Source organism: Fibrella aestuarina BUZ 2 (genome assembly GCF_000331105.1).
GTDB classification, from domain to species: domain Bacteria; phylum Bacteroidota; class Bacteroidia; order Cytophagales; family Spirosomataceae; genus Fibrella; species Fibrella aestuarina.
In genome coordinates this window covers 486796-500114 of the sequence record NC_020054.1, presented here as the reverse complement: position 1 = coordinate 500114, position 13319 = coordinate 486796, and the positions used below count along the sequence as shown (strand labels likewise).

The 13319-nt window shown below is 53.7% G+C and carries 12 protein-coding genes; 5 read left to right on the top strand and 7 right to left on the bottom strand.

The window, feature by feature from the left end; genetic code table 11:
- Nucleotides 1-244: 244 nt before the first annotated feature.
- Nucleotides 245-712 (bottom strand): hypothetical protein, encoded by a 468-nt coding sequence (locus FAES_RS01925; protein WP_015329499.1) that lies wholly within the window; start codon nt 710-712, stop codon nt 245-247.
- 174 nt (nt 713-886) lie between these two features.
- Between FAES_RS01925 and FAES_RS01920 the strand changes: the two genes are divergently transcribed.
- Nucleotides 887-2440, top strand: coding sequence for a S41 family peptidase (locus FAES_RS01920; RefSeq protein ID WP_015329498.1), 1554 nt, complete (start codon nt 887-889; stop codon nt 2438-2440).
- A 129-nt stretch (nt 2441-2569) separates the two neighbouring features.
- On the opposite strand, the gene FAES_RS01915 is transcribed toward FAES_RS01920, so the two are convergent.
- Nucleotides 2570-3205 carry an MCP four helix bundle domain-containing protein gene (locus FAES_RS01915; protein ID WP_015329497.1) on the bottom strand — a complete coding sequence of 212 codons (636 nt, stop codon included), beginning with the start codon at nt 3203-3205 and terminating at the stop codon, nt 2570-2572.
- A gap of 491 nt (nt 3206-3696) precedes the next feature.
- On the opposite strand from FAES_RS01915, the gene FAES_RS01910 reads away from it, so the two are divergent.
- Genes FAES_RS01910 through FAES_RS01900 form a run of 3 tightly spaced genes read left to right on the top strand, consistent with a single transcriptional unit; the run spans nt 3697 to nt 7031 of the window.
- On the top strand, nt 3697-4050 hold the full coding sequence (locus FAES_RS01910) for a PadR family transcriptional regulator (protein ID WP_015329496.1): 354 nt from the start codon (nt 3697-3699) through the stop codon (nt 4048-4050).
- A 35-nt stretch (nt 4051-4085) separates the two neighbouring features.
- A complete protein-coding gene (locus FAES_RS01905; RefSeq protein ID WP_015329495.1) occupies nt 4086-4586 on the top strand; it encodes a hypothetical protein in 501 nt (166 codons plus the stop codon).
- A gap of 42 nt (nt 4587-4628) precedes the next feature.
- Entirely contained in the window at nt 4629-7031 is a 2403-nt protein-coding gene (locus FAES_RS01900; protein WP_015329494.1) for an ABC transporter permease, read from the top strand.
- Nucleotides 7032-7328: 297 nt separating this feature from the next.
- Here FAES_RS01900 and FAES_RS01895 read toward each other — a convergent pair whose 3' ends face one another.
- Both FAES_RS01895 and FAES_RS30275 read right to left on the bottom strand, forming a co-directional pair.
- Entirely contained in the window at nt 7329-7601 is a 273-nt protein-coding gene (locus FAES_RS01895) for a hypothetical protein (protein WP_015329492.1), read from the bottom strand.
- Between the two features lie 202 nt (nt 7602-7803).
- Nucleotides 7804-7950, bottom strand: coding sequence for a hypothetical protein (locus tag FAES_RS30275; RefSeq protein ID WP_015329491.1), 147 nt, complete (start codon nt 7948-7950; stop codon nt 7804-7806).
- A 219-nt stretch (nt 7951-8169) separates the two neighbouring features.
- Here FAES_RS30275 and FAES_RS01890 point away from each other — a divergent pair, with 219 nt between their 5' ends.
- Nucleotides 8170-8580 carry a DUF4260 domain-containing protein gene (locus FAES_RS01890; RefSeq protein WP_083891517.1) on the top strand — a complete coding sequence of 137 codons (411 nt, stop codon included), beginning with the start codon at nt 8170-8172 and terminating at the stop codon, nt 8578-8580.
- Nucleotides 8581-8694: 114 nt separating this feature from the next.
- Here FAES_RS01890 and FAES_RS01885 read toward each other — a convergent pair whose 3' ends face one another.
- The 3 genes from FAES_RS01885 to FAES_RS01875 all read right to left on the bottom strand — a co-directional run bounded on the left by FAES_RS01885 (nt 8695) and on the right by FAES_RS01875 (nt 12850).
- Entirely contained in the window at nt 8695-9858 is a 1164-nt protein-coding gene (locus FAES_RS01885; protein WP_015329489.1) for a sensor histidine kinase, read from the bottom strand.
- Nucleotides 9859-10565: 707 nt separating this feature from the next.
- Nucleotides 10566-10886: a hypothetical protein gene (locus FAES_RS01880; protein WP_015329487.1), complete on the bottom strand. Its 321-nt coding sequence runs from the start codon at nt 10884-10886 to the stop codon at nt 10566-10568.
- A 743-nt stretch (nt 10887-11629) separates the two neighbouring features.
- Nucleotides 11630-12850, bottom strand: coding sequence for a hypothetical protein (locus FAES_RS01875; protein ID WP_015329485.1), 1221 nt, complete (start codon nt 12848-12850; stop codon nt 11630-11632).
- Nucleotides 12851-13319: the final 469 nt, after the last annotated feature.

Genomic DNA, 13319 nt, shown 5'->3' with positions numbered 1-13319 from the left:
ACTGCGCCCGCAAGGCAGTGTCTTCAAGGTGACCCTGTACCGGCTGCCACTTGCCGATACTGAACTGCGCCATTTACCTCCTGAACTGATGACCTGTTACTGCTAATCCTGTAACCGTACGAATAATGAGTGCGCCATCGCCCGCTTCAGGGTTACCTGATGGCTTTCGGGGAAGCGATTAGCAGGAGGACAAGTGGGGCCGTGTACCGCTACCACGTTATGGATGCCGAGGCGGACTGAAGGCCTAATTGCTTTTCACGGGAAAGAGCTTCTCATCCACCTCGGTGCCCTGACCAGCTACACGACACCAGCCGGTGGGCTCCTTATGATAGACTTCCAGCCGCCTCACCTTAATGGCCAAATCCCGGTCATCTACCACAAGTTGAACCTCGGCCAGAAAATTAACCACAGCCATTGTGCCGTCGTAGATGCGGATAAACTCATGCCCTGGCAGCGCACGTACGGACTTAAAAACCAGTTTTTCTTTCGCTTGAACGGCCAGCCATTCCTTGTGCGAAAAAGAGATATCACCTTTGGGCCCAACGGCGATGAAATCACTACAGTCGATGGGCTCGCTCGGTCTTCGCTGACGCATCAAGGCCCTGATCTGCTGTCGCTCAGTAGGGTAGCTTGTCGTATCTATTTGGGCCTCGGCGGCCGTATAGCTGCAAAAGCTGGCTATGAGTATGAGCGCAACGGTCAGAGTTTTCATAAAATCGCGGTTATGTCTAAAGTTAAACGCGATGCTAAAAACCGTACAGTTGTAAGTTACTGATCGGCATAAACCGTTATGTGTACGGAAGCGGGTGTCTCTTTTTTATGACATTGGGCTGTTGCCTGCATCCAGTCAAGAACCAACGGGTGGTTTGGCCTAGCTGCGGATCGGATGAAAGTAACCTTACCTCTTCTTATACTACTTGCCAGTCCGCTCATAGGATGGACCCAGTCTGCCAACCGCAAGAGCCCGGAGCGCAACTTTGAAGCGTTCTGGGGGCTGTTCAATCAGCACTATGCTCATTTCGAAACCAGAGGCGTAGACTGGCACCAACAATACCAACGCTACCGCCCCCAGGTCGATGCGCGCACCGACGACTCCACCTTGCTCGACATTATGAAGCAGGTGGTGGCTCCCCTCCGGGATGGTCACGTTGTAATCTCGCCAACGGGCGATTTGCCCGCCAGTGCCAAATATTCTCGTTTTCTGAAGGAATACCCTACCAAAGAGCAGCAACGGCAGTTTCAGCAAGTCACGCTGGCTTACCTGCAAAAGCAGGGCTTTGGTGCCTTCACCAGGTTCCGTAGCGAGCCCTATCAACTGGGCGGGTACTGTCGATCTGATCGCTATGGCTATCTACAGGTTAACGGCTTTGGGGGTATGCCGCTGAACGAGTTTGCTCGTCAACTAGACGAAATGGTCGTGGCCTTTGCCGACGTGGAGGGCGTACTGCTGGACATCCGCGTTAACGGTGGCGGCGCTCCCGCTTACCTGGATGCCCTGACAAGCCGCCTGACCCAAGTCCGGCGGCTCGTGGGTTATGGACGTACCCGCTGGCACAAGCCCCATGCCGAGTATTCGCCCTGGAGTGCGTATTACCTGCATCCTGCACCAGGGCCGAAGCTGATCAAGCCGACGCTGCTGCTGACCAGCGGGGCAACCATCAGCGCGGGAGATCACTGCGCACTCTATTTAAAGCAACTGCCTTATGTTCGGTTAGTTGGTGAGAACACCAACGGTATTTTCTCGCCTATGTGGGGGGCTACATTGCCAAACGGCTGGGAACTAGCGCTGTCCAATGGGCAGAGCGTTGACCCCCGGCGCGTCAGCTACGAAGGCCGCGGCGTTCCGGTGGATTTGCCAGTGGAGCACCGTCGGGAAGACACCGAGCGGAGTTTGGACATAGGCATCCAAAAAGCGCTGAGCTATCTCGATGAGCAGGCAACGGAGTTGAAAACGGAGACGATCTGTTACGAGCAGCTAGCCCTCGACTTTTACGCGGATAGTTTACTGACGAAGCAGACTTACGGCCGAGTGACACCCTACTCGACGGGTCTGGTCGAGGAAGATGCTACCCTGCTGGCTCCTTTTGCTGACAAGTGCGCGTCGCTACAGGCTGTCTACGGTGCCGTACCCAGGTTGCAGGCGCGCATTGAAGCAGAGCAGGGTGCAGATGCCCGATTCTACCGCCAGAACCTGCAACATCGCTTGTACGTGCAGGTACGTCGGCCGCTTCGAACGAGTATGCAATGGCCTTTTGTCAAACGGAACGCGCGTCGGTTGACGCTATCTTACCATCTCACGATTGGCGATAAACAGTACGTACGCATTCACCTGATACAAGGAGCGGGCAAAGGACAGAGCATACTGGTTGTGCTGAATGAAGCTGGTCAGGTTGTTGAGCACTGTTTCCTGACGTACGATTACCTGAATGGACAAGGCTGATTGATGACTTTCATCGGCCTCCTTCGTCTGCCGCCTGATCAAACAGCGCATTTTGCTTTTCAGCCAGTGCCGTATCGGCAGGCGACTTACTCCAAGCTGAATTGCCTGCCTGGTAGGGCGCTGGCGGTATTAGAACCGATGCCAGAAAACGCTTAGCCCAATCAGCAAGACCAACCCGATCTGCAACGCCGTCAGCACGTAGATGTAGTTGGTTTCTCCTCTCGACTCGCCCAGGAGTTCTTCGCCTACCGTAAGTTGCAGGGAAGCCAGGTCATCGAGCGTTTGAGCAACCTGACTAAACGCCTGGTTACTACGACCGGTAAAGAGCGTCTGCTGGGCGGTTGATGAATTGACCGGGTTGGCCGTGAGTTCACCCTCTAGCTGGTTGTAAACCGCCAATCGCTTTTTTAGTAAGTCGAGTTGGGCGGCTTCGTTGGCCGTCAACCTGGTCTGGCTAAATTCAACCAGCAGGGAGTCGGTCCGTCTGGTCAGCTGATCGAGCGAAGAGACAAGCTGGTTCATCGTGGGTTTATCAACCGCCAGCACGTAGGTTTCCAATAGCGACCGTTTTCGGTAGATCGTGGACGTCAGATTGACCAGCATGCCGGTTGGCACCAGGCGATCTTTATAGATGGACGCGGAAGCTTCCTGAACGTCATGTACGCTGCGACGACTCAAAAAGATACTGGTCAGAATCAAGCCTAATAGGCTGACTATTAGTAAAATGTGCTGTATGGGCGAGCGTTTATCGGCTGGTTGTGTCATGAGGCGAAGTTGGTTAGCGTACAGGCAACTGGTTTACGTAAGGCAACGCGCCCAAAGCAGATCGACGTATACCGATACCGCTATTCGATTAAGCCGTCGTAACGCTTTCAGCCAGATCTGCCTGCGTTCTGACAAGATAGAAACAAATGAAGCTCATTCGCTTCCCGGGTTTGTCAGGCCAAGTACGTTGCTCTCGGCTGACGGCTCCCCCAAGCCCAAAACCGCCGACTGGAGGCGGCAACCGTTCCGTTTCATTCGTGTATTCCGCTATCTGGCGCTACGCGGTAAAGCACGACTGGAAAGCGAAAACGGCGCTGTGTGTAGGCTAATAATCCGTCTTGCCCTTGTTGACTCCGTGACAAAGCTATTTTAATGGCGCCTTCGGTTGTGGAATAATCTGTCCAGGAGCATCCACTGGTTGTTGTTACCTGTATATATAGGTTTCTTATATATAGTCTCGACAGACACATACGATTAACGCACAGAATCCCATGAAATCGGGTAATCAGGAATTTATACGAGGGACACTGAAGACCATCGTCCTTCAACTGCTGGCTCAGCAAGGGCGGATGTATGGCTATGAGATTACGCAGGCCGTTGAAGAACGAACGGCGGGTGAGTTGACGCTTACGTTTGGGGCGCTTTATCCCGTGCTACACAAACTGGTAGAGGAGGGCTTACTCATTACACACACCCAGGAGGTAGACGGCCGACTACGCAAATACTATCAGCTTACCCCCGTGGGAAGCGAAACGGCCATTGAGAAGCTAGGCGAATTTGATCGTTTCGTTCAGTTGATGCGGCTGATTCTCAACCCTGCGCCAACGGCATCCCTGGGCCAGTAAGCTCATATCTGTTTAGTCATAACCTTTTCCGATGTATGAACAAACTGTCTCGCACCCAACTTGCTCAACTCGCCCGGCAGCTTCGGCAAACCAATCCGCACCAGGCACTGGAACCTGAGTTGCTGGATCACCTCGCTTCACTGATCGAACACGAAATGGATCGCGGGCAACCCTTCGACGTGGCTGCCCAGCAGGTGATTCAACAGGCCAGTCCGCAAGCCATGGTGGAATTGACCCAGCACTATATTCAGGAAGTTTCCGCCTGGCGTTCCCCAGCAGTATCTGCCGCGTTGAAGGCCAGGGGGCGCCTAAAACGGCGTCCGGCGACCAAGCCATTTCGGTATATGCTGATCTCCAACGTGTTCACGTTCGTACTGCTCATGGGTTTCCTGATCGTTGTCAGCCGCCCCCTGGCTGTGCCCCTGAGCGCCTTTCGACTTGTTTGGGGAACGGGGGCGTTGCTGGCAATCCTGTTTCTCTGGTGGTGGTCGACCGGTAAAGTCCGGACCACAAAGCGGTCGTTGACAACCCGCTAATTCCCGGCTTCTGCCGGTCCTTCCAACCTAAACCTGTTTCCGATGATTCGTCATTATTTAATCGTGGCCAAGCGCCACCTGTGGCAGCATTGGCATGTCAATCTGATCAGCCTACTGGGGTTGGCAGTTGGCCTGACCAGTGGCCTGATCATTTTCCTGGTGGTCAATTACATGTTCAGCTTTGATCGCTACCATCCGCATCTGGATCGCTCCTATTGGGTGGTGACTGATGTCAAAGGGGAAAAAAGTATGCCCACCGATGCGGCTCCTCGTCCGCTGGCCCAGGTCCTGAGGCGCGATTACGCCTTTGTGGAAAGCGCAACCCGGCTGGAGACGTTCTTTGGACGTACCCTGAGTGTCCCGAACGGCAAGGGGGGCTGGATCAAAAAATTCGCCGAAGCCCGTAACGTCTGCTTTGCGGAGCCCCACTACTTCGAGCTGTTCGGCGTCGAGTGGGTCAGTGGGAATCCCAAAACGGCGCTGGCTGCGCCCAATACGGTAGTGCTCAGTGAACGTTACGCCCGCAAATTCTTCGACGTGGCTCCGGCTTTGGGGCGCACCTTACGATTAGACAACCGCACGGACTTAACCGTGACGGGAATTGTCAAAGATCCGCCGTCGAATACCCAGCTTCGGTACGACGCGTTCGTCTCCTACGCCACCATTCCGGTCCTGGAGGGTCCGGCGGCCTTATCCGACTGGCAGGGGCTGCAGGCCATGTGTTTTGTCCGGCTTCGGGAAGGCGCCGATCCGGCCTTGCTCCGGCAGCAGTTGGTAGCTATTCGACGTAAGAACTTACCTGCCCGGGCCGTCGACCAGTTTGACTACCAGGTGCTACCCCTGGCCGAACTCAATCACCAACGCAGTGGTATGGCACCCCGCCCAGTGCTCTACGCCCTGATCGGGGTGGGGGTACTGCTGGTCATGGCGGGTTGCATCAACTTTGTCAACCTGGCCACCGCCCGGGCGCTAAGACGAGCACGGGAAGTAGGCGTACGCAAAGTTATGGGCAGCACGCGCTGGCAATTGATTGGCCAGTTCATGGTGGAGACAGCCCTGCTGGTGACTGGCGCAATGGGAGTCGCGCTCCTGTTGACTGAACTGAGTTTACCGCTCGTTAATCGTACCCTCGCCACGACGGTCGATATGCTCCGGCCAACCCTTTCCGTGCTGGATGTCGCCCAGCCCCGCGCCCTAAGCTGGTTTCTAGGGCTACTCATCGGGGTGATAGGGGTCTCAGGACTCTACCCTGCCCTGGTACTGGCCCGTTTCGATCCAGCGAAAGCCTTTGCTGCCCAACCGACAAGGCGGCTCAGGGGAAAACTGACCCTTCGACAGGGACTCATTTGGGGGCAGTTTGTGCTAATGCAGCTATTTATCCTGGCCGTGCTTGTGATCAATGCGCAACTTCGGCACATGCAACGAGCTGATTGGGGGTTCAGGTACGAATCAACAATGGCCGTTTTTTTACCCCAGCACAGCGCCGCCCCACTGGCTGCATTGCGCCAGGGTTGGGGCCAACTTCCGGGTGTCGAAGCCGTCACCTTCGGCAGCGATCCTCCCGCCTCTCCCTACAACCGGCCTAGTTCGTTCAGCTACCAGGCTGCCACCGAACCGGAAGCGTTCGATACCCGGGTTCGGGCGGTCGATGAGCACTACCTGTCGGTGTTTGGTTTATCGCTGGTGGCGGGGCGAAACGTTGGCGCCACCGACACGAGCGGCCGCGAGGTGCTGGTCAATGAAACCATGGTTAGGCAACTGGGCGTTTCGTCGTCTGCCGCCATCGTGGGTAAATCAATGCGGGTCAAAGACGCCGACCGCGTTATCGTCGGCGTGGTACGCGACTTCCGCAGCGGCGATCTGCACCAACCCATCCTGCCCATGACGCTGATTCAGGACCGCCTCCATAGCCGGGTGGCTATGCTGCGGCTGAGTTCGGCCCACCCGGAGCAGACGCAGCAGGCTATTCAACGGGTCTGGGATAAGGTGTTGCCCGATCAGGTCTATCAGGCCAAAACAACGGCCGATTTGCTGGCAAGCTTCACCGACCTCGAGCGGCTGTTAGCCGGGTTTGTCCAGGCTTTCGCAGTGGTGGCCATCGGGCTGAGCTGCCTGGGCTTGTATGGACTGGTCACGTACCTGAGCGAGTCTAAAGCCAAAGAAATTGGCGTTCGTCGCGTGTTGGGAGCCCGAACAGGGCAATTGCTGTGGCTGTTGGGCCGTGAGTTCGGTAAATTGTTAGTGCTGGGCTTTGCGGTGGCGGCTCCGGTCGGTGCCTGGTTGCTCTCGGGTTGGCTGCAGGCATATGCTTACAAAATAACATTGAACGGCTGGCTATTGCTGTCCACGCTCTTGCTGACCAGCCTGATAACGGCGTTGACCATCGCTCGGCAGGCGATGAAGGCCGCCCACTCCAATCCGATTGCTTACCTGAAAAACGAGTGAGGCAGGGTCGCGTTCAAAAGCGTCGAGATGGTCTGTTCACGAAACGATTCGTCATGCACCCGATTCAACCCAGAAAAGCCCCACGCTAAAGGTATGGGGCTTTTCTAGGTTGAATCGGGCTGGCGCTAACTATGACGAAAGCGTGTGCCTGTTTAACTACAGTGAGTTGAGCGCCAAGTACGTTAGCACCAGCCCCGGCAACGTACCCAGCTTTGCCAAGTTGACCGGCTCATGGGCGTTCTGAATGAGCTAGCACACATAGGTATCGGCTACTCTTTCGTGGCAATGGCTTTCCGTCTACGATCGATAAAAACCATAGATAATAAGCCCTACCAGTATCGATTCGATGATCCAGATGGTGCCTGTAGCAGACTGGGTAAGCCGTCGAATCACCCAGTGTACCACCAGGCACAAGGCCAATATGGGCAGCCCAAGCACAATCTCGAGCGGATAGTCCCGCTTTTGATCGGGCGTCCCGTAAAGGACATAAAACAAACCGTGCAGGATCTCGTACAGCCCTACTAATGCCCCCAGCGTCAGGGGAGTAATCCAGTTTGCTAGCTTTTCCATGGTCTAGTTGGTGCTTTTGTTGGTAAGCGAAAGGCTATCTGGTCAAACTGATGAGCAGCGATTCATGCCTGCACCGAGGGCCGGTTGCCCACTGCGATCAGCAGCCGAGGCGATAGGGGCCGCTGCCGCATAAAGAATCGATCCGGAACGAGTCAGCTACTCTTGGTTTCTCTTTCCAAAGAGAAGTAGGTGACTTATTGTTCTACATCTCCAGCAAGGCGCCTAGTTGAGCGGCACGAATACCCATAAAATACCGCTGCCGGGCATTGTCAAGAATGCTGTTGGCTAGGCTCAACAACGTAAGCGCCAGCAGGTAGGCTCTGATGAAGGGAAAAGCAGGGACAGCCATTAGTTGATGTGCGGCTTGCCGCTCTGGGGGCGCTTGTTGGTCAACAAGGCAAATTCAGCTGCGGTCAGCGCCCTCCTCACAGGGGTTTTGGTATCCGGTTGCGGTCTCCACCAAGTCGAAATGAATCCAGCCGAGATGATTTCCTTATCTTTTGTTAAGGAGTTGGGTCTGAGCGCCGAAATACCTTTGTCAGGTAATCAAAACACACTACGTACACGTATGAAAACGCTCATCAAAGTTGAAGAAGCCGCTCAGTTCGCCCTCTCGATTATTGTCTTCACCAAACTACCCTTCGTTTGGTGGGTGTATCCCGTTCTGTTGTTACTGCCCGACGTAAGTATGATCGGTTATATGATTAATGCCAAAGTAGGCGCCTTCACCTACAATGTGGTACATCATAAGGCATTGGCTATTATTGTAGGTGTTGTTGGCCTCTTTCTGGCTAACAATTATTGGCTACTGGCGGGCGTACTGCTGTTTGGCCACGCGTCTATGGATCGGATGTTCGGCTACGGACTGAAATACCTCAGGGGCTTCACGTTTACGCACTTAGGCGAAGTAGGCGCACCAAAAAAGTCAGCTTCCCGAGAGAGCAACTACAGTCACAGCGCCATCCCGACACATCATTGAGCCAACTCGGTGGCAAAGGGAATCAGGTAAAGGTTTCCCTCACCGGTCCGGGCGATAAGGTATAAGTATTGGCCAATTCGGACGGACTTGTTGTTGGGTGTCACCAGGTGTTCTTTAATTGCTCGCCTGCAAAGACGTTAACTCGGTATACTGCCGGATGGCCTGAATGTGTTTCGGGATGGTGAAATAAAAGGTAGAGCCATTGCCGGGGACGCTATCGATCCAGATTTTTCCACCGTAGATGTCGATGATCTTCTTGCAGGTGGCCAGCCCGATACCCGTGCCGGGGTACCTTGCCCGGCCATGCAACCGTTGAAAAAGCTGAAACACCCGTTGATAGTGTTTCGGATCGATGCCAATCCCATTATCGGTAACGGAAAACTGGTAGCTGTTGCCTAACTCCTTGGCTTGCACTTGTAGCTGAACAGGCACGCCGGCACGGTGGTACTTAAGACCGTTCGTGATCAGGTTTTGGAACAGTTGCTTAAGCTCAGTACGACCGGCTTGCAAGGTGGGCAGTGGCCCCACCTCAATAGTCGCCTGAACGGCATTCATTTCGTGCTGTTGCTCTTCAAGAATCTCGGCTACAAGGTCCTGAAGGTTCACCTCGGTGAATTCCAGCGCAGACCCCACGTGTGAAAAGGTGAGCAGGTCATTGATCAGCACCCGCATTCGGCTGGCAGCCGCGGTTGACGTCTGGATAAGGTGTCGTCCCTGGTCATCCAGGTGGCCGCCATAGTTTGTTTCCAGCAAAGTCAGGTAACTGCTGATCGTTCTCAGCGGCGATTGCAAGTCGTGCGAGGCCACGTAGGCAAACTGTTCTAACTCTTGATTAGAGCGACTCAACTCCTGTAAGATCTGCTGCCGTATAGCCAGTTCTCGCTCATACTCGCTGGAAGTACGCAGGCCAACTGCTTCGTTGAAGTAACGGATCAGGGCAAAGACGGTAGCTACCGACACAATAGCCGTTAGGAAACGCACCAGGGCGTTGAAGCGATAGGCAGGCCACCAAAACATGGTGGCATCTACCAAATGGGATGTGCCACACAACAGAATGAAGGCCCCGAACAGGGCAAAAACCCCTGGCAGCGGGATGCCCTTTTTGATAAAAATAAACCGCAGTAAAATCAGCGGGATGCCCATGTAAGCCAACCAGATTGTCAGGTCTGAGCCAATGTATAACCAACCGTGAAAATCCGTCCAGTGACCACACAGCCAGCGCGGCGGCCAATCGCGGGTGTCCGTTAGGCGACTTAAGAAATCAATCAACTCCTGCATGGGTACTTAATCAATGTAACTAGTGGCTTTAACTCAATAGGTTGAGTTACTAAGCAAGTATAGCCAAATAACTAATCGCCCTAAAGCAATTCATGCTTTATACAGGACTTTTTAAAGCGCCCCCCCACGGGCCCCGGATGCGTATTGATAGTCAGCCGGTTGTAGATTAATTGACCCTACACTCGCCATAAGCAACGTACCCAGCCTGGCCCAGAGCTGACAAAAAGCCCGGCCAACCTGACCGGGCTTTTTGTACAGCACACGAATTTATTTTTAGGATGCACCAGCCCTTCCGTCTAGTTAGTGCTGTATGAGAGGCGCAAAACCCGTGAGGGCTGGGTAGCCGGATTAACCTGGAGTACCTACAGCCCGCCGGGCAGTCCACTTACATGAAGCCGGTAGGACTCCGTTGGTACCGCTTCCAGGTACGTCGGCTGGCGGGAACGTCGTTGTAAATCGGTTAGGGTCAAGCCCGATGCCATAACCGATATCGATGCGTTGGACATTGGCGCCAGAAAGACCGTGGTTAACCTGCTGACCGGTTTTCTCGGCCTCTGTGAGTCCATCCATCCGGCTAAGAAAGCGTCAACAAAAAGACATTGACGAGAGGTGTGAGATTCGTACCGTTACGGCTTAGGATGGTTGTTGCTTATAATGCTATCGCCAAGGCAACAGGCAGTAATCCAGCCTGTTCGCTGCCTGTAGACTTACAACAACTCTTCTTTCTCGGCTTGACTCAATAGCATCAGATCCTCTTTGAGTCGTTTTACCGCTGCCTGAAAGCTTGTCTGGTAGCGCTCAGCGTCCTTGCGTTTGGTTTTGCCCTTGTTGGCAACCGCCTGCGCATCGGCGGCAAACTCAATCTCCTTACGAATGGTCGTTCGTAGTTTCACGATCGCGGCACCGTAGAACTCGGCCCGCTCGGGGTATTCAAGCCGTTTGCCTTGCAGGTAGTCAATCGCATCGACGGCGAATAGTTCCAGCGCGAAGGGGCCATCCTGCCACGAGATAAATGATAGTCGTTCCATAAGGTTGATCCTAATAGGATATAGTAGTTGTTGTTAGTCTACGCGCAGCCTGTTCTTCCCGCAGATAGCCGATCGAGCCGACTGGCCTTATCGCGGATGCCACCAGCCGGATCATACTCAGCCATGTACGCGGCACAGCATGAAGCCGCCTGCGAACATGGTCTCGGAAGCATACGGGCTTGCCGGTTGTCGGCGTACAGCGCACGCTATGACACAAATAAAATATAAAACACCCTATTATGTGATAAGTTTGATATAAAACTATTGTAGGCTGCCTAAGGGCTGAGTTACGGCCATGCACAAATTCAAAGCACCTTTGTAGGAATATATTGCTGAAAAACAGATGGTTACACAATAGGAAGCCGATCTTGTAATCCGCTTAGTGTATTTCTAGAGTATATGTTTGTTGACTCGTATACCGATCACATACATCCTGATTGGCAACGTACCCAGCCTTATCTGAAACGCACAAAAAAAGCCCGGCCATGTCGACCGGGCGGTGAGCTCTACGGGACTTGAACTACTGTTGATAATCAGTTGGTTGTGGTGGATTATTTAGGTGGGGGACGGAATAGGGGACGGATTGCCAGTATAATGTACCCAACTATGACGTCGTGATTAAATCCATCAAGCCGTGATTGACATAATACATCTCTTTTCCAAATCGGAGAGGAACAAGAATTCCAGCTTTTAAGCGATAGGCAGCCAGTGAGCGTAGGAACCCCGGGTGGGCGGGGTTTTCGTCACGGGAAGAATAGCTCTTTCAACTTCGACAAAAGCACCGTTTTCGATAGACTCAGGTAAATGTAAGGAGGCATCGATACCGTTTTGAGCAGCGTTCGTTCATCAGTCTGGACGTTGGCAATCCGGACTTCCCCAAAAAACTGAATGCCCACCGTCTTTTCAAGAAAGCCCATCTGGATGATGTGGTTAGCGCCCCCCGGAGACGTAGAGCCCCGTTCAATGTAGACGGTCGTACCCCCGTAACTGTATTTCAAGATGAACTCATATTTTCGGCTGCTGTATTCGGCTCCAATCTGTACCCCGGTATAGATCTGGGAATAGGTCGTCTCCCGACCAAATGGCACGGCTGGTCGTTGGGGTGTCGTGCCGTAGAACAGCGGCGTTGAACGCACCACCCCGCCAGCTAAAGTCACTGATGGTGGTGCCGGCACATCCCGAACCGTATTGACAACAAAGGCTGTGCTGTCAAGGGGATTCGCAATGTAGCTAAAGTCAAACCGCCGGTTGGTTACCCAGGCGAAGTCGAAATTCAGCCCGAAGAGTAACCGCCATCGGGGATCGCTGGGTATCGTGTAGGCTATGTTGACGGGTATATTGAGGCCAATGTTTCGGTTCTCGGTTTTGTAAGTGAGCAAGGGGCGCTGGTTCCAGTAACGAATTTTATTGGATTGGGCTAGGGTGAGCGTATCGACGGTAATAAAATTCTGGGGTGTTGCCCGGCTGGTGTCGACCTGCTGCGGGCCTACGCCGTTGTTGTAGTAGATCCGTATCGGAAACCGAACGTCAAGGGCGTCGGTGATGCGGATGGCCGGCCTGAACTGAACGTCAGTATACACGGATCCAATGCCAAGCCGCCGATTGATGAAATCGATGTTGCCCCCAATGTTGCCAAAGAAAAAGTATTTCTCTTTGATCGAATCCGGCTCGACAGCGTCTTCGAGTTGGTAAGCGCGTTTGGGCGAACGGGTCAAGCGACTAATGGAACCCATACCGGCGGGCATGATCGGAGTTGTCGTTGAGCGAAAGACGTTAGCGGAGCGCGTACTGGTAGCAGGTGTGTTCAGCGCCAGTAATTGGGCTGCGGATGAGTCCAGGGGCCAGGCGGTTAGGCTCGTAACCGAATTGGCTGCATCACGGTGTCGGTAGTAGGCAATTGACTGCCCCTTGAGTTCTGGGGTGATCGAGTGCAGAAAGATCAGGAGTGTAAAGAGGTGTTTCATGGCATGACAGCGAATGAATAAAATGGAATAGATAGGGTATTACGGTACCACTTCGGGCGTTGCCAATATTGACCCGGTCTCAGGATTGTACAAGGGGGTATTTCCCACATCGGGTGAGGTGAAAGCACGGTTTACGTAAGGGTGACCTGGCAGCCAACTACGGGAATAAAGCCCTGTTGCACAACGTCTTGGTCACCAACGACGAAACGGTGATTATGAAATGAAGAAACACGTATGTGAAGCATCAGGCTAGCACGAATAGCCTGGTTGATGGCCGAACCCGACAGGGCCAGCCATTGCATTGCACAAGAGTATGCTTTCGAGCTAACTACGTCGTAAAAAGGGCTATGCTTAGCCTCACGTACTCAGGCAACTCGCTCAAGCTGAGACGTTGATTCGTGAGATGGCTATCTGCGACAAGGTGAAGCTCAGCTTTCAGTTATATAACCTTGTAGGCCATCCTCTCAAT